A 19,825-nucleotide genomic window follows, 5' to 3' on the forward strand; every position below is an offset into this window, starting at 1 on the left:
CCTGAAATTACGTTTTCTAGCTTCTGCCATATGGCACAACCGTTACATAATAGCGCGAGTTACGGACTCTGCAATTAAATCGCTTTGCCACGTTCTTGCGCCCTGCTCTACAAGAAACTCCTTAACGTTAATATGCTCAATATTATCTTGCCAGCAAAGATTGCGAATAATTTGTGGTTTAATAATGATTTCCGTAGGCGTATGCGTATCTTCTGCAATCTTGATTAAAGACTGCTTTACATTTTGTAAGCGCTCATATCTTTTGGGATGATGATCACGCCAATACTTCATAGATCGTGGAGCTGCTTGCGATTCTTGTGCGTCGCTAGAATCCGCAGAATCGCCAGAATCCGCGGAATCTCCAGTATCGCTAGAATCGCAGTAATTGCCATATTTACTACTTGAATCATCAAGCTTAGAAACAATAGCAACTTCCCCACTTTTAGCGCGACTAATCGCGTCTTCTATAACGACTTTCCACACATTTGGCTTGATTTTGCGCTGAATTGGAGCATAACGTTCAAACATCTTGTCTTGTTCGCTGCCCGTGTGAATCCTAACGCGTTCGTTAAGAATGCGAATCGAGCGAAACTCCCTAGAATTACTTGGTTTTCGCTTGCCTGCTTCAATAATCGCAGCATCCGAAAGCAATAGAGTTGGCGCAATATCGTATTGACGAGCAAGCTCATCTCGCTTTTGCCACAGCTCTTTTGCAATCATTAAGCCGATTTTATCGTGCATAAGAACGCTTATATGAGATATTCTAAGCCAAGGATTTGGGTGAGGAGCCTTCTTTTGTGCGCCTTTACTTAATAAGTGTGCAAACTCTTGATTTGCCCATAAAAGCTTGCCCTGCTTTTTAAGCTCGCTGCTCATTACTTCTTCTAATTCGATTAGCAATTCAACGTCTAAAGCCGCGTAATTTCGCCAATCTCTAGGAAGAGGTCTATACGACCAATCCGCTGCAGAATGTTCTTTTGCAAGAGTAAGCCCCAAATAATATTCAGTTACAGAGCTTAAGCCAAAGCGCTTTCTGCCAAGTAATTTAGCTGCGATTTCTGTGTCAAACAAAGCACGCGGACGCAAACCAATATCGAAAAACCCTGGCAAATCTTGCATCGAATCGTGAATAATCCAAGGCGCATCCCCTACTGCCTTGTTAAATTCATTCCAATCAACGCCAAGTTTTCCTAGCGCTATTGGGTCTAGCAATCCAATTCCTGCACCTTTGCGTTTGAACTGAATCAGCCAATCTTCGTGACCATATCTAAAACCAGATGCACGCTCTGCGTCTGCAGCCAAAGGACCCGACCCTGCTGCTAACAAATTACAATATTCTTTATATGCTTCAAGCGTATCAATGACTTCTGGAACTCCTTCTCTAGGCTCTTTTAAGAGCTTTGGTTCCTTATTCAAGAACGCCTCCCGATTGTACGCTTTAGCCAAATTCTTACGTTTTTGCAAAATATTCTGTACTTTTTGCAAAATATCCGTAAAAAATATTTAAGCCGTGTTATAGATTGTGCATCTTTTAACACGGCTTCAACTTTCGCACACAACTACGACTAATCACAAATAAGTAATCAATTAAATAATCAATCTGTTTTATTGTTTGCTATTTCGCCATTTATGTGCTTAACAAGTTTAGTTTTAAGGAATCTAGTAAGAGTAAATGCGACTACCGAAACTAAAACTGTTGGAATAACGTAGAGAGCATGTAAACCTAAATCACTTATTGGGAAAGTGGCAAGTTCTGTAGCAATAGTTATGGCAATAGATATTATCGGCACTTCAATAAGAGGTTTCTTATCGAAAGCCGCAACGATATTTATCGGCAACAAAATTATCGGTAAAACAATTAAAATAATAATCGCTGTGCCAAGGCCAAACTGATCGTTACACCGTGCAAAAATAGCTAACGCTAATGCAAAAGCTAATGCAATCCAACAACCTATTCTGCGCTTCATTGCGTATCCTTTCTCTAAAAAGGGTATTTGTATAATTATACAAAAATCCTTCAAAAAAACAATACAATACGCAAAGATTGCCTAAATTACAGTTACATTTTGACGCAGTCTAAATGCAGCCTAATACACAACAAAACCGTGGTCTTTGAACTGGTTTACAACTCGCTCTTTAAGCGCCCTAGAAGGCCCCTTTTGATTCTCAAGAGGGTACGGAATCCTAAGCTCATGCCACTTTGGGCGGCCTAGTTGATGGAATCCAAGCACGTCAATATGCTCAACAGCATCCCCAAACGAATCGCAAATCTCAGCAACTTTTTCAACGTTTTCTTCGCTGTCTGTAAGACCTGGAACAAGCACAAAACGCACCCAAATCTTCTTACCAGCCTTCGCCAATCGCTGACCAAAGTCAATAGTTGGCTGAAGCAAGCCACCAGTTACTTTTTTATACGTTTCTTCAATACCAGATTTAACGTCTAACAAGCAAAGATCAATATCGTCAATCATTTCATCTGTATAATTGCGATTCAAAAAGCCCGAAGTATCTAAGCAAGTATGCACGCCCATCTCTTTTGCAGCACGGAACACTCTAGATACAAAAGCTGGTTGCATCATGGACTCGCCGCCAGAAAATGTGATTCCGCCGCCTGTTGCCTTAAAAAGACTTTGATAACGGTCAACTTTTTTAATCATTGCATCTAAGTAAACTGGCTTGCCATCGCGCATTTTCCAAGTATCAGGATTTTGGCAATATTGGCAACGAAGTGGACAGCCGCTCATAAACACTGTCATACGAGTGCCAGGGCCATCAACAGAAGTGTTAATATCCCACGAATGCACAAACCCAATATCGCCAGTTTTAAGAGCAACTAAGCGGTCTTTTCTGTCTAATCCAATTGGTGATTCAAAACCAGAAAGACCACCCATTAAAGTTTGTCGGGCATACTCTTTTGACTCCTTTAACATGTGCTGAGTCGTAGTGCGAAAAGCTGTGTTTTCAACCATTTACATGCCCTCCTATAACCGTCTTTGGTAATCTTTAAGTCTATTTTATTTGAAAAGCCGCCAGGAGCAAAACCTGCTCACTCCCGGCGGCACTCATAAATCAATCAGAATCAGTCAGTAACTGAACCCTGGTGGAATGTACGAGAAATAACGTCGAGCTGCTGCTCCTTAGTGAGCTTTACAAAGTTCACTGCATAGCCAGAAACACGAACCGTAAGATGCGGGTACTTTTCTGGGTGCTCAACAGCGTCTTCAAGCTGTTCCTTGCGCAAAACGTTGATGTTTGCGTGGTACAAGCCGTGGCCGTTGCCAGCGTCCAAAATACCAACAAGGTTGCTAATGCGCTCGCCTTCATCTCTACCCAAACCATCTGGAGTAATGGTGTTAGTCAAAGAGATACCATCGAGAGCATCGTCATAGTCAATCTTGCCAACAGAGAACATGGATGGAAGCATGCCGTGCGAATCCATACCATTTTCTGGGTTTGCACCTGGAGCGTAAGGAGTGCCCTTCTTGTGGCCAGATGGGAAGGAACCAGTGTTCTTGCCGTACTCAACATTAGAAGTAATAGTCAAGATGGACTGAGTTGGAACAGCATTACGGTACACAGGCAAACGCTTTACCTGACCCATAACAGTGCTTACAACCCACTTTGCCAAGTCATCAGCACGATCATCATCGTTACCGTAGATTGGGAACTCGCCAACCGTCTTGTAGCCAACGATTAAGTCGTCATCTGCGCCTTCGATGTACTCGTACTCGTGGCCTTCTGTATTCTTAGCATCCTTGTTGTAGATTGGGTAAACCTTTGCATACTTTAGAGCAGCCAAGGAATCTGCAGCAATAGACAAGCCAGACATACCGCAACCGAGTGTACGATAGACTTCCCTATCGTGCAAAGCCATCTCAATGGACTCGTACGCGTACTTATCGTGCATGTAGTGGATTATGTTCAAAGCCTCAATGTAGGTTTCGGAAAGCCATTCCAAAGCCTTCTCGTAGTTGGCCTTAACCTTCTCGTAGTCAAGAGTTCCATCAGCTTCTGGCTTGATTGGATCAATAACGCCCTTATCAATAACCTGCATGCCAGTCATTTCATCGCGGCCACCGTTAATCGCGTAGAGCAAAGCCTTTGCGGAGTTAACGCGTGCAGCGAAGAACTGCATTTGCTTACCAACGCGCATTGGGGAAACGCAGCAAGCAATAGCAGCGTCATCGCCCCAGTGCTCACGAATATCTTTATCGGACTCGTACTGAATTGCAGAAGTGTCGATAGAGATTCGTGCGCAGAAACGCTTGTAGGCTTCTGGAAGCTTTGGATCCCAGAAAATAGTGATGTTTGGCTCTGGACCTGGCCCAAGATGCTCAAGAGTCAAAGTGTTGAGCAAACGGAACGAAGTCTTAGTAACAAAGGTACGGCCATCATCGCTGAAGCCAGCATCGGACCAAGTTGCCCAGTATGGATCTCCAGAGAAGATTGCGTCGTAATCCTTAGTACGCAAGAAGCGCACAATACGAAGCTTCATAACCAATGCATCAATGATTTCCTGAGCATCGGTTTCGTTGATTAATCCAGCCTTCAAATCGCGCTCAAAGTAGCAATCGAAGAATGCGGAAACACGGCCGAAGCTCATTGCAGCGCCATCCTGGCTCTTAACAGAAGCAAGATAGCCCATGTAAGTCCACTGAACAGCTTCCTTAGCTGTTTGAGCTGGGCGGCTCAAATCCAAGCCGTACTCATTACCCAAGTTAATAAGCTGCTTCAAAGCCTTGATTTGCTCATCGTGCTCTTCGCGGAAGCGAATCCAATGCTCAATCTCGGTCTCAGTAAAGTCGTTGCGGTATGGAATCGAGTCCTTATCGCGCTTCTTGAACTCAATAAGCATATTTACGCCGTAAAGAGCCACACGACGATAATCACCGATAATACGACCACGGCCATAAGCGTCTGGCAAACCAGTCAAAATCTTGTTGTGGCGAGCAATCTTAATATTCTTGGTGTAAACACCAAACACGCCATCGTTATGAGTCTTGCGATAAACGGTGAAAATCTTCTTGATTTCTGGATCTACTTCCTTGCCAGCTTCCTTAATGGCCTGCTCAACCATTCGCCAACCACCGTTTGGCATCATAGCGCGCTTGCAAGGTTCGTCGGTTTGAAGACCTACGATTACGTTATCTACTTCTGGACTTTCAATGTAGCCTGCTGGCATTGCGTCAATTCCTGCTGGAATATGTGTTTCAACGTCGTATACGCGGCGCTCACGCTCGACAGCCAAGTAGTTGTCGTCGAGGTACTTCCACATATGCTTCGTTTTTTCGGTGGCATCTGCCAAGAAAGTCTCATCACCCTCGTATGGGGTGTAATTCTTTAGGATAAAGTCACGAACGTCAATATCTTTTTCCCAATTGCCGCTTGTAAAACCATCCCACGCTTTTGCACGAAGATCCTCTTCGCTGAGAACGGATGCATCCACTGATGCCATATTTGACTCCTTTCGTATCCACGACGCTTCTTCACGTCGCCTTCTCTACTATGTTAGAGCAACGTTCAAACAGTACACGTCGATTTTTGGCATTTTTAACGTGAGTTACCTCACATTTTACTGTTTTTTAGCTTATTTTTAATAAAAAATGCTAGTTTGAATCCTCAAACTAGCACATTACAACGCGTAGTGAGCGGGCGGCTGCTTGCGACTTTTCCCAAGCTTCACCAATCCGTTCCCAGCCTTCGCCTATTCCTTCGCCTACTCCCTAAACGCCGTTGTTACTGGTATTCGCCTATCTCTGCCAAACGCAATTGCACTAACTTTTGGCCCTAACGGATACTGCCTACGCTTCCATTCTGCGCGGTCTACAAGCCTAATAACTGTATCAACTGTACGCTCATCAAAACCATCTGCAAGCAAATCCGCTCGTCCGTGAGCAAGCTCGATATGAGCCTCTAACACTTTGTCTAGCAAATCGTATTCTGGCAAAGAATCAGAATCCTTTTGCCCTGGTCTAAGCTCTGCACTTGGAGGCTTAATAATAGAGTTTACAGGTATAAGAATGCCATCTTTTGGAGCCTTTTCTTTAGGATTATTGTCTTTAGGAAAATCTTCACTACCAGCAATAGGCAACATTCCAAGACCTACGCCATTTTTAGCAGCGCGATTACGCCATCTAGAAAGCGCCCAAACGCGAGTCTTAAACAAATCTTTAATAGGAGCATACCCTCCTACCGCATCTCCATAAATCGTAGAATAACCGCATGCAAGCTCCGACTTATTGCCAGTAGCTAAAGCCAGCAAACCTTTTGAATTAGAATACGCCATAACAATCACGCCTCTAACTCGCGCCTGCAAATTTTCTGCAGCAACGCCTTGTAAATCAAGCTGATTTTGGAATGACTTAAAAAGCGGCTCAATAGGCTGAATATCGTAATGTGCTCCAAGGCGCTTAGCTAAATCGCAAGCATCGTCTTTAGAACCAAGCGAAGAATACATGCTTGGCATTGAAATTCCCCAAACGTTTTGCCCTCCGCAAGCATCCGCCGCCATAGTTGCAACTAGCGCAGAGTCGATTCCGCCAGAAAGTCCTAAGCAAACACCCTTAAAGCCATTTTTACGCATGTAGTCTCTAAGTCCTAAAACGCATGCGCAATAAACTTCTTCGTCTGGGTCTAATTTTTGCGCAATCGTCGAGCACTTTTGCACATCTAAATCTGTATTAAAATCAACAAAACTTAAGTCTTGATCAAACATTTTAGAACGCTCAATCAAAGACCCGTCTGCGTTTACTACAAAGCTGCCGCCATCAAAAACAAGATCGTCTTGAGCACCAACTTGATTTACGTAAACAAGCGGAGCATTAACCTCTTTTGCGCGCTTTTGAGCCAACTTTAATCGAATATCCGTTTTGCCTTCTTCGTACGGAGAACCGTTGATTGTTACTAAAACATCAATCCCCTCTTTAGAAAGACGCGCAACTGGGCCGCCATCTTGCCAAATATCTTCGCAAATCGCAAATCCTAATTTTGCGCCTTTAACGTTTAGAATTCCGCAATCGTTTCCAGAAGAGAAAATTCTAAATTCGTCAAAAACGCCATAATTTGGCAAAAAATGTTTGTCGTAAACAAGTGCCACTTTTCCGTTGTTAATAACAAGCAAGCGATTTCTTGGCTTACCTAACTCATCGTCTACACCAACCGTTCCAACAACAACGTATAAGTCACCTAATCCGCTATCTTTTAAGCTTTTTGCAAGACTATAAGCGGCATTATTAGCTGCTTTTCTAAATGTTGCACGCAAAGCAAGGTCTTCGATTGGATACCCAGTTAGTGTCATTTCTGGAAACACAACAATATCGGCGTTTCCCCTACTTGCGTCTTTGCAAAATCGCAATATTTCATCCGTATTTTTGCTTATGTTTCCAACGCAAGTGTCAATTTGAGCTAAAGCTAAACGCAAAGAAGTCATGTTTTTATTATAAGCCATGTTGAATAAGCCATGTTGAATAAGCCATGTTGAATAAGCCATGTTGAATAAGCCATGTTGCAATAAAACGTTTTAGCTTTGCAAATAGAACAATCGCAAAACGCCAATCGTAGAAAAATCGCAAAAAACAAAAAATCAAGCCCTAAATGCAAAAAATAATTGTTGATTATCTTATTGATTTTATTAGCTTTACTAACTCGTCATAAATTATACAAATAGAAAATAGGTAGCGAAGAGGCTGCAAAATCGCATATATTGATATTCCGTTGCTAAGAAACAAAATAATCAACTAGCAAAAAACATTAAAGGACAAGGGGAAAAACATGAAAATCACAAAAAAGAACACAAAGATTATTGCAGCTTTTACAGCACTAACTGCGATTTTGGGTCTTTCGCTAAGCGCATGCGGATCTTCTGCAAATGGAGCAACTAAAGACGATAAGGTGATTAAGGTTGCAGCTTCCCCAACTCCTCACAGCGATATTTTGAATAAAGTAGTTAAGCCGATTTTGCAAAAGCAAGGCTATAAGTTGGTTGTTAAGGAATTTACTGATTACGTTCAGCCAAATACTGCTGTAGAAGAAGGCGAAGCAGACGCAAACTACCATCAGCATTTGCCATACTTAGATAACTTTAATAAAGAAAGAGGAACGCATATTATTTCTATTGCTGGAATCCACTTTGAGCCATTTGGACTTTACCCAGGAAAGACTAAAACAATTAAGGACTTAAAAGATGGCGCAACAGTTGCTGTTCCTAGCGATCCAACCAACGAAGCTCGCGCACTTCTTCTTTTGCAAGACGCAGGTCTTCTTAAGCTAAAGAATCCAAAGGATGTTAACTCAACCAAGAAGGATATTGTTTCTAATCCAAAGAATCTAAAGTTTAAGGAAATAGACGCCTCTTTGGTTCCAACAGTCGTTAAAGACGTTGATTTAGCTGCTCTAAACGGAAACTACGCTATTCAAGCTGGATTTAACCCAACTAAAGATCCTCTTACAAGCGAAAAAGTTGGAGGCGTAGCCGCTAAGACATACGAAAACATTATTGCTGTTAAGAAGGGCTCCGAAAAACTTGCTAAAATCAAGGCTCTTATTAAGGCACTAAAAACCGACGCAGTTCGTGATTTTATAAATAAAAACTACAACGGCGCTGTTCTTCCAGTGTTTTAACGTGATTACAGCGTTTAATCGCAAATAAAAAAAAAGAGACATGTGCCTCTAAAAAAACTAGAGGCACGTGCCTCATATTTGTTTTATAATTCGTTTTACAATTCGTTCTACAATCGGTGGAAAAATGATTCAGATTGAACATCTTTATAAGACTTATTCAAGCGGCAAAACTAAACACGAAGCGCTTAAAGACATTAATTTGACTATTGAATCGGGAGAAGTCTTTGGAATTTTAGGTTCTTCGGGAGCTGGAAAGTCTTCGCTAGTTAGATGCATAAACCTTCTAGAAAGACCTACGAGCGGAAAAGTTGTAATAGACGGAAAAGATATTACAGACGCTAAAAATCGCGATTTATCTAATATCAGGTCAAATATTGGCATGATTTTCCAAAACTTTAGTCTTTTTCAGCAGCGAACTGTATTGCAAAATGTGACTTTTCCTTTGGAACTAAACCACACGAATAAGAACGAACGAGAAGAGCGAGCAAAATATTTGCTTGACTTAGTTGGATTAAAAGATTTAGCAAACCGCTACCCTATTCAGCTTTCTGGCGGCCAGCAGCAACGTGTTGCTATTGCGCGAGCGCTTGCTAACAATCCTTCGATAATGCTTTGTGACGAAGCTACAAGCGCGTTGGATTCAACAACTACAGCGCAAATACTTGACTTGCTTAGAAGAATTAACCGAGATCTTAACGTTACATTGGTTATTATTACTCACTCTCTTGCAGTTGCACGCAATATTTGCGATAGAGTTGCAATGATTGATGGCGGAAAAATCGTAGAAATCGGCGATACTTCAACGCTTTTTAAGAATCCGCAAAGCAATATTCTAAAAACACTTATTGCAAACGAAAATGTTGAAAATCATAGAGATAACAGCAAAAACATCAGCAATAACACAAACAACAGCGATAACATCGAAAACAGCAAAAACAGCGAGGTGAAATAAAATGCCAGAAAATATTTCACAATTTATAGACGAATATGGAGAACTAATTATTGAAGGCACAAAAGACACAATTGTTATGACTTCAATATCTACACTATTTGCATACGTAATAGGACTTCCAATAGGAGTTCTTCTTATAACAAGCGCAAAGCAAGGAATTTGCAAAAACGCGCTGCTTAACACTGTTTTAGGAAGCATTGTAAACGTTGTTCGATCTGTTCCGTTTATAATTTTGCTTGTTGCTATAATTCCACTTACAAGACTTATTGTTGGAACATCTTTAGGTGTTCCAGGAGCAATTGTTCCGCTTGTTATAACAGCTGCACCATTTGTAGCGAGAATTGTTGAGCAATCTTTGGCAGAAGTTGACGGAAGTCTTATAGAAGCTGCTCAAAGTTTTGGAGCAAGCAACACACAAATCGTATTCAAAGTATTGCTTTTTGAAAGCTTACCTTCGCTAATTCGCGGAGCAGCATTGACTTTTATTACGCTTTTTGGATTCTCTGCAATGGCTGGAACAGTTGGCGCAGGCGGACTTGGAGATATTGCGATTCGCTACGGTTACCAACGCTACCAATACGACGTTATGAGCGCAGCAGTAATTTTGTGCATTATTCTTGTGCAATTAGTGCAAAGCATTGGAGATTTAATATCCAACAAAATCAACCATCACGAGCGCTGATATTAATCAAAATAAACAATAAACAGTCTTTAATGTATGGGAGAATCGCAATATGACACTTATTAATATGCATACGTCTGAAGGCGATATAAAGATTAATCTTTTTGACGATAAAGCGCCTATTACAGTAAAAAATTTCGTTGACTTGGCAACTGGCGCAAAAGAATGGGTAGATCCTTTTAGCGGCGAAAAGTCTAATGAGCCTTTCTACAATGGCTTAACTTTCCACAGAATTATTAAAGACTTTATGATTCAAGGCGGATGCCCTCTTGGAAACGGAATGGGCGGCCCTGGCTACGAATTTGACGACGAGATTGACCCATCGCTAAAGTTCGATAAGCCATATTTGCTCGCAATGGCAAATGCTGGAAAGCAACGCGGACGCGACGGTCGCTTGCATGGCACTAATGGATCTCAATTCTTTATAACAACTGTTCCAACTCCTTGGCTTGATGGCCATCATACAATTTTTGGAGAAGTCGTAGATGATGAGTCTAAAGCTGTTGTAGACAAGCTAGAATCTGTTCCAACAGATAGGTCTGACGCTCCACTAGAGCCAGTTGGAATCGTATCCATTGATGTTATTAAGTAAAAACATTAGCTAAAATAAAGCAAAAATAGTATAAAAATTGCAATAATAAAACTTCCAGCCAAAGGATTATTTGACTGGAAGTTTTATTGTATACTTACCGTTTAATCGCAGCTTAGTCGCAGCTTAATCGCGTTCCATTTTTCTAAGTCGCGGTTCCGCACTATCTTTTGCACCCGTAATTCTATAAACGTCAAAAACGCCATCAATCTTACGAATCGCAGCAAGAAGAGTATTCAAATGCTGAGGATCCGCCATTTCAAACGTAAATTGGCTTGTAGCAACGCGATCGTCTCCAGTAGCAATCGTTCCCGAAAGAATATTTACACCATGATCCGAAAGAACTCGTGTAACATCCGAAAGCAAATGCTGACGATCCAAAGCTTCTACTTGAACTTTAACAAGGAACAAACCTTTGTCGCTTGTCCATTGCACAGGAATAACACGCTCCGATTGCGACTTTTGCAAATCAATCATATTTTGGCAATCTGTTCTATGAACAGAAACGCCCTGATTCCTTGTTATAAAGCCAACAATATTGTCTCCTGGAACAGGCATGCAACAGCGCGCAAGCTTAACCCAAACGTCTCCAACACCCTTTACAGAAACGCCAAGAACGCCGTTAGACTTGCGACTACGCTCTGCTCTTCTAAGAGGAAGAGCCTCTTCTTGCGCTTCTTCTGCTACTTCTTCGCTTCCTGCATCTTTAACAAGACGAGAAATAACATTTTGCGTAGAAACTTGACCTTCGCCAATCGCAGCATAAACAGCTTCTACGTTAGCAGTAATATTAAGCTCTTCTGCAACGCCTATTAACGCTTGCGGAGTGAGCAAAGTAGACAAAGGCAAGTTACGTTTACGCATAGCGCGCGTAAGCTCGTCTTTACCCTCTTCAATGGCCTCCGAACGGCGTTCCTTGCTAAACCATTGACGAATCTTATTTCTAGCTCTAGGGCTTTTTACAAAACTAAGCCAATCACGCGAAGGTCCAGCAGTATCGGACTTAGACGTAAGAACTTCTACAGTGTCTCCGTTGTTAAGCTTTGTATCTAGTGGAACAAGCTTTCCATTTACGCGAGCGCCCATCATTCTGTGTCCAACTTCTGTATGCACAGAATAAGCAAAGTCAACTGGCGTTGCATCTTGCGGAAGAGCAACAATACTTCCCTTTGGAGTAAACACGTAGACTTCTGAAGCTCCAAGATCTTGCTTTAAGGATCCCAAGAATTCGTCGGAATCTGGCGTTTCGCTGGTCCAATCTGCAAGCTGCTGAATCCACTTTAAGTTATCTAATTCGCTAAGCTCTTTGTTTTCTTCTTGCTCGCGCTTAACATCACCCTTATCTGGCTTGCTTAAAGCGCGTCCAGCTTGGCCGTTTGCTTTGTACTTCCAGTGTGCAGCAATACCAAACTCAGCACGCCTATGCATATCCCATGTGCGAATTTGAATCTCAACAGGCTTTCCGCCAGGGCCTACAACAGTAGTGTGCAAGCTTTGATACATATTTAGCTTAGGAGTAGCAATGTAGTCCTTAAATCGGCCTGGAACAGGGCTCCAACGCGCGTGAACTGCGCCAAGAGCCGCATAACAGTCTCGAATAGAATCAACGATTATTCTAACGCCTACAAGGTCGTAGATATTTTCAAAATCGTGACCGCGAACAATCATCTTTTGGTAAATTGAGAAGTAATCTTTTGGTCGCCCCTTAACAGAAGCTTTTACTCGCTGCTGATTTAAATCTTCGTTGATTTCTTCTAGAATTTGACGTAAATATACTTCTCGCTGGCCAGCTCTTCGAGCTACTAACACTACGATTTCGTTATAAATCTTAGGGTATAAAACCTTAAAGCTTAGCTCTTCAAGCTCTGTTTTAATCGCGTTCATGCCGAGTCGATTTGCAAGAGGAGCATAAACGTCTAGAGTTTCTCGAGCTTTTTTATGCGAGCTAGACGCCTTAACGTACCTCCACGTACGCGCATTATGCAATCGATCTGCAAGTTTTACTACCAACACTCGCACATCTCGGCTCATTGCAACAACCATTTTGCGAATTGTTTCTGCTTGAGCGCTTTCGCCGTACTCCATATTGGATATTTTTGTAACGCCATCTACAAGGCCAGCAACCGTGTCTCCAAAGTCTGCTCTGCACTCTTCTAGCGTGTAGTCTGTGTCTTCTACAGTGTCGTGCAATAATCCTGCAGCAACAACAATAGGACCCATTCCAAGATCAGCTAAAATTTGAGCTACAGCAAGCGGGTGAATAATGTACGGCTCTCCCGATTTACGCCTTTGACCCGTATGCTGTTTTACGGCTCTTTTATACGCCTTATGCAAAATATCCATGTTTTCATCGGGATGATGCCACTTGCACATTTGCAATATAGGACGCAATGGGTCTCGCATATCTTCGCTAATTTCACACCCGAGCATATTAGCGCCTTTAATATCTTCTTGAGATTCTCCCATTGAATGTCACCTCATTGCACGCCAGTAGAGCCAAATCCTTTAGTGGATCTATCGGAGCCTGGAAGCTGACTTGCTTCAACAAACCTAGCTTCAACATAACGTTGAATAACAAGCTGAGCTATGCGATCTCCACGATTAAATTGCACAGTATTATTTGGATCCATATTGATTAATGGAACCTTAATCTCTCCACGATACCCAGCATCAATCGTTCCTGGAGCATTAAGAACAGTAACACCCTGTTTTACAGCTAAACCAGAACGCGGATGAACCAAAGCCACGTATCCAGCAGGCAAGGCGATTGCAACGCCAGTCGGCACTAGAGCGCGCTCAAAAGGACGCAAGGTAACGTCTTGCGTAGTTCGCAAATCCGCTCCAGCATCTCCAGCATGGGCGTAAGAAAGATGCTCCATTGCAGCCTGGCTATCTGTTCCATCGTTCAAATATTTAATAAGAACTTCCACCTGCTCTGGGCCCGTATAGGTATCATCGTAAGCCATTAAGCTGCGCACTCCTTGCAAATTGGTTGACCGTCTTGAGACATTTGAGCGAGCTGGCTTCTGTGCTTTACAAGGAAGCATTCGGAGCAAATGAACTCATCACCTTGCATTGGTATTACTGTGACAGATGCATCTTCGTTGCTAAGATCTGCGCCTGGCAACTCGTAATCTTCTGCAATAGCGTTTTCGTCATCGTCTATATCGTTTGCAGAATTTTGAGAGCCTTTGCTCAATGCTTCCAACGACTCCTCGTCTTCGTCTTTACTACGAGGAGAATCATAATCCTGTGCCATTATGGTCCTTTCGTTTTTAAGATTACTTATTGCTTAAAACTACTTTTCTACTTTATTTATAGCGATTAGCACTATTTATAGCAATTAGTCTAAATCTACCTACGCGCATAGCATACATGAAAGCTACCCCGCATAGAATACTCGCTTTTTTATTAATAGAAAATGGCAAAGAAGGCATACTATGGACTAAAGTATGTTATAAGTATCGTTAAAAGCGAGGAAAGTGGTGCGCAATGCTTGAAAATCCGCCAAAAGAGGCGAGTTTCGATCATGTGGATAATAATGGCGATTTAATTTTTATTTTTGAAAACACGCCGTTAAAAATTCATGTTGACGACACGCTGGAGCGCGCAATCGCCGAGTCGAAAAAACTAACAAATGTTGATGGACGTAATCAAAATACAGTTAACTCGACTGGCAAATCGGACGATTCGCCAAATGCAACTACAGCAACTCTGCCTATATCTCAAATTCAAGCTTTAATACGCGCTGGATTAGAACCAGAACATGTTGCAAAGCGCTACAACGTAAGCGAATCTCAAGTTAGACGATTCTCAAGCGGAGTAGAAACCGAAAAGCAATATGCTATTGAACAATTCTTGACTGTTCCAGCGCCTAAACAAAGCAATATGCGAACTCTTTCGGATTTAATTGAGCGCACTCTTGCAAAAGCGCATATTGGAATGGAAACAGTAAAGTGGCGTGCCACAAGACGCGGACTTGAACCATGGCTTATAACAGCAGAATTCAACACTGCTACTCGCACAATAAAAGCCGAGTGGACTTGGAACATGCACGATAACTCCGTTGCTTGCGCTAATCCTTCTGCAAGATTGTTACTTGGCGAAGAAGTTATGAATAATGATTCTTCCAAGAAGTCACAATTTGGCGGAACTTATAGAGATACTGTAAGCATTAGCTTCCCATTTGCAAACGAAGATCTTCCAGGAAACTCAATTCGTTCTGCAAGAATAGAGCGCGCTGTTTCTCAATGGGAATCAAGGAATAGTGAGAACCTTGCAAATGTTGCAAACGTTGCAATGCAAGCGCAAAATGCAAAAAATGAGCAAGACCAAAATGCGCAAAACGCAAACGCACAAAACGCACAAGAACAATACAATGCGAATAAATCACTAGACCAAAATAACGCAAATCCTTTAGATTCTTTGCAAAGCTACGAGCAAAACAATAATCTAAGTACTTTAGTTGCAAATAGCGAGAACCAAGTGGATGCAAATGCTGTATCTAACAGTATAAATGCCGTACAAATCGCATCGAATATAGCAAACTCGTCCAATTCCGATTTGAACAAAGCTAGCAACAATGCAAATGCGCTTTTTAGCAATAACTCTAGCTATAGCTCTAATAGTGAATCGCGCAACGAAGAAGAAAAACAAGCAAATCAAGAAAATAAAAAAGACAATCACATTCAAGCAGACAAAACTGTTTCGATAGAAACGCCAAAGTCTGCGCAAACGCCAAAGTCTGCTAAAGCGCGCGCAAACGAACATTCTAAAGCCAAAAAGAGCAGCCGTGCAGCTGTTCCTAGCTGGGATGAGATTCTTTTTGGCGAAGGATGATTTAGCGTAAATTAAGCTATATCAACTAAGCACGGAATATCCATTTCCATTGCGCTCATAGAGCCATGAACACTCGGCAAGTTCATGGCTTTTTCTGTTTCGATTCTAGAATCAACGATTGTTACAGATGACTTTGCTTGAACAAGAACATCTCCAATAACGCTTAGTGCAAGCGAGCTGACTTCTCCAAAAACGCCATCTTTAACAGCTTGCTCTTTAGTTCTAACAAGCGCTTTATCTTGCAAAGCATTAGTCCACCTTAACGCAATATCTTCTGGATTTGCGCCATCTTCCGCGTATAGCATAACAGACCTAGGCTCTCCCCCAACAAGCTTAACTCCTTTAGTAAGACGACTATCTTTTGCAATATCTATTTTCAAATCTGGATTTGACTCAATCATTCCATGGTCTGCCGTAATAACGATTAGAGTTCCTTTTTGACAATTTTTTCTTAAAAGATTTAATTGTGCGTCTATCTGCTCAAAAATAGAAACCCAATTCTCGGATTCCCAACCATAATTATGCCCGATTTTGTCAATATCCCTAAGATACAAATACGTTAGACCAGGCGTTTTAGTGCTATTTGCAGCGTTCATAATTCTCGCTCTAGCAGTTGTTCCGCTTATAAATTTAGCTCCTCTAAAAGCTGCTTGAGTTAAAGGAGAATCCTCAAATTTTGAAAGACTTACATGATTCGCTCTAACACCCAAGCTAGAAAGCGACTCGAATATTGTAGGCTGGCGCTGCAAATCTAATGGATTTGGAGCATCCCTAAATTGGATTAATTGAGATAATGCGCCAGTTTTAGGATTTTTTTGAGTGTATCCTGTCATTGCAGTAAGGCCAGGGCAAGTTCCAGTGCCAAAAGTGGCCATTGCTGCAACCGTAGTGCTAGGAACGCAAGTTGTTATAGAGCGCTGATTTGCACTGTTGTTAAGAAGAGCACGCAAATATGGAGCATGACCTTTTCTAATAGCAAGATTCCAATATCCAAGACCATCCACAAGCACAACAACAGCACTTTTTACTTTAGGAAACCCAAACAAATCTCGCAAAGAATCAGGATTTTTATGGATTTGTGTGCAAATTGGCGATCCAATAGAAGCACTAAGAGCTGGAAGAATCGAAGATAGATGAAGAGCAAATTTAGGATTATTGTATGCGTCACTAATTTTGCTATTTTCAACAAACTTCAACAAGTCATCCAATTGTGGAATCTCAATAGTCATAAGCTACATTGTAGTTAAAAAAGACTACATATAAAGTGAAATTCAAATTACAGCTAAAGTTAGATTCAAATCGCAAGAAAAATCGCAAGGAAAAACGCAACTAAAATCACCAGAAAAATCACCACTAAAATGGCAAGAAAATAAGCATTTAATAAACATTTGTGCATATAAATTGGTATTATAAAGGCTTGTAAGTCACTTCAAGGAGTTCAAAATTATGCCTTCACGCAGCAAGTCGACAAAAGCAGCCTTCGACCCTAGAAAGGTTAAAGAGAATATTGTTGAAACGCCGCTTAACGAAGAGATGAGCAAATCTTTTCTGGAATACGCATACTCTGTGATTTACGCACGCGCATTGCCAGACGCAAGAGACGGAATGAAGCCCGTACAGCGCAGAATCGTGTACCAAATGGGAAACATGAATCTTACGCCAGAGCACGCTTATATGAAGTCTGCTCGCGTTGTGGGCGAAGTTATGGGAAAGCTGCATCCGCATGGAGATTCCGCGATTTACGAAGCAATGGTGCGCTTGGCTCAGCCGTTTTCTCTTAGACTCCCATTGGTTGACGGTCATGGAAACTTTGGTTCCTTAGACGACGGCCCTGCAGCATCCAGGTACACAGAAGCACGACTAGCTCCAGCAGCGCTTGGAATGAATGCAGACATAAACGAAGATACTGTTGACTTTGCGCCAAACTACGACAATAAGCTAAAAGAGCCAACGGTTTTGCCTGCTGCTATACCAAACTTGCTTGTAAACGGAGCTTCTGGAATCGCAGTTGGAATGGCTACAAACATGGCTACTCACAATCTTGGAGAAGTTGTAGCTGCAGCGAAATACGTTATGAAGCACCCAAATGCAACTCTAGACGATTTAATGCAAATAGTTCCAGGACCAGACTGGCCGGGCGGCGGCATAATTATTGGGCGCAGCGGAATCCGCGAAGCATACGAAACTGGAAGAGGCGCTTTTACAACTAGATCAAAAACGCATATTGAAAACGTTACAGCACGCAAAAAAGCGATTATTGTTACAGAATTGCCATTTATGGTTGGCCCAGAGCGCGTGCTCGAACGCATATCTCAAGGTATAAAAGCGCGCAAACTAGACGGAATATCTGGAGCAATCGACTTAACAGATAGGCACAATGGAACGCGAATCGTAATCGAAATAAAAACAGGATTCGACCCAAACGCTGTTCTTGCGCAACTTTTTAAGCACACTCCGCTGCAAGAAAGCTTTACAATTAACAACGTTGCACTAGTTGATGGAAGACCTCACACAATGGGACTTCGAGAGCTTCTAGACGTGTGGATTTCGCACAGAAGAACCGTTATTAGAAGGCGCAGCGAATTTAGACTAAACAAAGCCAAAGAAAGATTGCATCTTGTAGAAGGCTTGCTTCTTGCAATGCTAGACATTGACGAAGTAATTCAAGTAATTAGGTCTTCCGAAGATGCAGAAACCGCTAAATCAAAGCTTATTAGCGTATTTGATTTAGACGAGATTCAAGCGCAATACATTCTTGACTTAAGGCTTAGAAGACTTACAAAAATGAGTCGAATCGAGCTAGAAGGCGAAAAAAACGACTTATTGCAAAAAATAGATGAGCTTAACGAGATTCTGAGCTCTGCAAATCAGTTAGACAAAGTTGTGATTGCAGAGATGGATTACGCTGTAAAACAGTGGGATACTCCTCGCAGAACGATTCTTTTAGACGAGCAAGAAGACGGCAGTTTTACGCCTGTTTGCACTAAAAACACTAAAGTTGCAAACAATGATTTAGCAATGGACGCAGTTATTGCAGCGAATAAGATTACAAGCACTCAAGCAGATGTAGCAGCAGCTGCACTAGCTGCCAAAAAGTCTGGAAGCAGTGATGCTTCTGCAATAGCTTTGCAATTAAGCGACGATCCGTGCGCTGTAGCTTTGAGCACGTCTGGACTTATAGCAAGAACAAGCGTTGAAACGTTTAATAGATGGCAATCACATTCTTCAAATGTTTTTGACACTCCATGCTTAAGCGTGTTTGAAACAACAACTCGCGCAAACTACGCTTTAACAACATCCGCAGGGCGATTAGTAATAGCGCATGTTGCAGATTTACCACACTTAAATCAAGGAAACGAAGACGTTTTAGAATCGCTTTCTAATGGCGTTAACGCAAACGAATTGCTAACTTCTACTCAAAGCACAGACCCGATTAGAGGAGAAAAAGTCGTAGCTGCTATTGCACTAAGCGATGATTCTAAAACTCCTCTTGCAATCGGAACAAAGAATGGCGTTGTAAAACGATGGAATTTTGAATCGCCAACAACAATGGATTCCTGGAGCATTATTGACTTAAAAGATAATGATTCAGTAATCGGAGCAGCTCTTGCAAAAGACGAAGACAGGATTGTGTTTATAAGCAGCGACTCTTCCCTACTTACATTCGACGCAAAGCAAGTGCGCGCACAAGGGCGAAGCTCTGCTGGAATGGCAGGAATTAGGCTTAACGAAGGATGCGTTGTTTCTGCTTTTGCTGTAGTTTCTAAAAATGACGTTGAGTGGAACTACGAAGAAGGGCAAAACGGACTATTTTCTGCTTCTGGAAGCGTAGTTTTCACTCTTGCTGGAGACAGCGACGCGCTTGCTGGAACAGAAAACGGAGCTGCAAAGATTACGCCGCTAGAAATGTACCCTACAAAGGGCAGAGGCACGGGAGGCGTGCGCTCGCAGCGATTCCTTAAAGGGCAAAATACACTTTTGCATGCATATGTTGGAAACTATCCGCTTTACGCGACTACACAACGCGGAGCGAACGTGGAACTGCCTAAGCCAGATATGCGAAGAGACGCTTCGGGAACTGAGCTTGTTTCCCCTATTGCGCATATTGGGTAGTTACGCTGGGTAGTTACGCTGTGTAATTACT

15 protein-coding genes are annotated in these 19,825 nt (G+C 42.1%); 6 read left to right on the top strand and 9 right to left on the bottom strand.

Annotated elements, in window-relative coordinates; genetic code table 11:
* Positions 1-42 precede the first annotated feature (42 nt).
* From NYP67_RS06165 to NYP67_RS06185, 5 genes are all read right to left on the bottom strand, one after another.
* Positions 43-1,416, bottom strand: a complete 1,374-nt coding sequence (locus NYP67_RS06165; protein ID WP_473411289.1) for an HRDC domain-containing protein — start codon at positions 1,414-1,416, stop codon at positions 43-45.
* A 179-nt stretch (positions 1,417-1,595) separates the two neighbouring features.
* A complete protein-coding gene (locus NYP67_RS06170) occupies positions 1,596-1,967 on the bottom strand; it encodes a hypothetical protein (RefSeq protein ID WP_346284395.1) in 372 nt (123 codons plus the stop codon).
* Between the two features lie 120 nt (positions 1,968-2,087).
* Positions 2,088-2,969 (bottom strand): pyruvate formate-lyase-activating protein, encoded by an 882-nt coding sequence (gene pflA, locus NYP67_RS06175; RefSeq protein WP_004112608.1) that lies wholly within the window; start codon positions 2,967-2,969, stop codon positions 2,088-2,090.
* 110 nt (positions 2,970-3,079) lie between these two features.
* A complete protein-coding gene (locus NYP67_RS06180; protein WP_004132136.1) occupies positions 3,080-5,455 on the bottom strand; it encodes a formate acetyltransferase in 2,376 nt (791 codons plus the stop codon).
* Positions 5,456-5,716: 261 nt separating this feature from the next.
* Positions 5,717-7,429 (bottom strand): NAD+ synthase, encoded by a 1,713-nt coding sequence (locus tag NYP67_RS06185; RefSeq protein WP_473411290.1) that lies wholly within the window; start codon positions 7,427-7,429, stop codon positions 5,717-5,719.
* Between the two features lie 341 nt (positions 7,430-7,770).
* On the opposite strand from NYP67_RS06185, the gene NYP67_RS06190 reads away from it, so the two are divergent.
* From NYP67_RS06190 to NYP67_RS06205, 4 genes are all read left to right on the top strand, one after another.
* Complete coding sequence (locus tag NYP67_RS06190) at positions 7,771-8,619, top strand: MetQ/NlpA family ABC transporter substrate-binding protein (RefSeq protein WP_004132134.1); 849 nt, start codon at positions 7,771-7,773, stop codon at positions 8,617-8,619.
* A 124-nt stretch (positions 8,620-8,743) separates the two neighbouring features.
* Positions 8,744-9,571 (top strand): methionine ABC transporter ATP-binding protein, encoded by an 828-nt coding sequence (locus NYP67_RS06195; RefSeq protein WP_004574580.1) that lies wholly within the window; start codon positions 8,744-8,746, stop codon positions 9,569-9,571.
* Position 9,572: 1 nt separating this feature from the next.
* Positions 9,573-10,253 carry a methionine ABC transporter permease gene (locus NYP67_RS06200; RefSeq protein WP_016805765.1) on the top strand — a complete coding sequence of 227 codons (681 nt, stop codon included), beginning with the start codon at positions 9,573-9,575 and terminating at the stop codon, positions 10,251-10,253.
* A gap of 52 nt (positions 10,254-10,305) precedes the next feature.
* The gene (locus NYP67_RS06205) at positions 10,306-10,845 is read left to right on the top strand and encodes a peptidylprolyl isomerase (protein ID WP_004132129.1); all 540 of its coding nucleotides are present in this window, start codon (positions 10,306-10,308) and stop codon (positions 10,843-10,845) included.
* A 123-nt stretch (positions 10,846-10,968) separates the two neighbouring features.
* On the opposite strand, the gene NYP67_RS06210 is transcribed toward NYP67_RS06205, so the two are convergent.
* From NYP67_RS06210 to NYP67_RS06220, 3 genes are read right to left on the bottom strand one after another with little or no spacing between them, the layout of a single operon-like run.
* The gene (locus NYP67_RS06210) at positions 10,969-13,308 is read right to left on the bottom strand and encodes a RelA/SpoT family protein (RefSeq protein ID WP_101889369.1); all 2,340 of its coding nucleotides are present in this window, start codon (positions 13,306-13,308) and stop codon (positions 10,969-10,971) included.
* Between the two features lie 11 nt (positions 13,309-13,319).
* Positions 13,320-13,808 (bottom strand): dUTP diphosphatase, encoded by a 489-nt coding sequence (gene dut / locus NYP67_RS06215; protein ID WP_004132127.1) that lies wholly within the window; start codon positions 13,806-13,808, stop codon positions 13,320-13,322.
* Positions 13,808-14,101 (bottom strand): DUF4193 domain-containing protein, encoded by a 294-nt coding sequence (locus tag NYP67_RS06220; RefSeq protein WP_004132126.1) that lies wholly within the window; start codon positions 14,099-14,101, stop codon positions 13,808-13,810. Before NYP67_RS06220 ends, dut begins: the two co-directional genes overlap by 1 nt.
* Before the next feature lie 233 nt (positions 14,102-14,334).
* Here NYP67_RS06220 and sepH point away from each other — a divergent pair, with 233 nt between their 5' ends.
* Positions 14,335-15,681: a septation protein SepH gene (gene sepH, locus NYP67_RS06225; RefSeq protein WP_473411291.1), complete on the top strand. Its 1,347-nt coding sequence runs from the start codon at positions 14,335-14,337 to the stop codon at positions 15,679-15,681.
* 11 nt (positions 15,682-15,692) lie between these two features.
* Here sepH and NYP67_RS06230 read toward each other — a convergent pair whose 3' ends face one another.
* The gene (locus NYP67_RS06230; RefSeq protein ID WP_473411292.1) at positions 15,693-16,910 is read right to left on the bottom strand and encodes an alkaline phosphatase family protein; all 1,218 of its coding nucleotides are present in this window, start codon (positions 16,908-16,910) and stop codon (positions 15,693-15,695) included.
* Positions 16,911-17,127: 217 nt separating this feature from the next.
* Between NYP67_RS06230 and NYP67_RS06235 the strand changes: the two genes are divergently transcribed.
* The gene (locus tag NYP67_RS06235; RefSeq protein WP_473411293.1) at positions 17,128-19,794 is read left to right on the top strand and encodes a DNA gyrase/topoisomerase IV subunit A; all 2,667 of its coding nucleotides are present in this window, start codon (positions 17,128-17,130) and stop codon (positions 19,792-19,794) included.
* The last annotated feature ends 31 nt before the right edge of the window (positions 19,795-19,825 follow it).

Source organism: Gardnerella sp. c23Ub_4 (assembly GCF_055804115.1).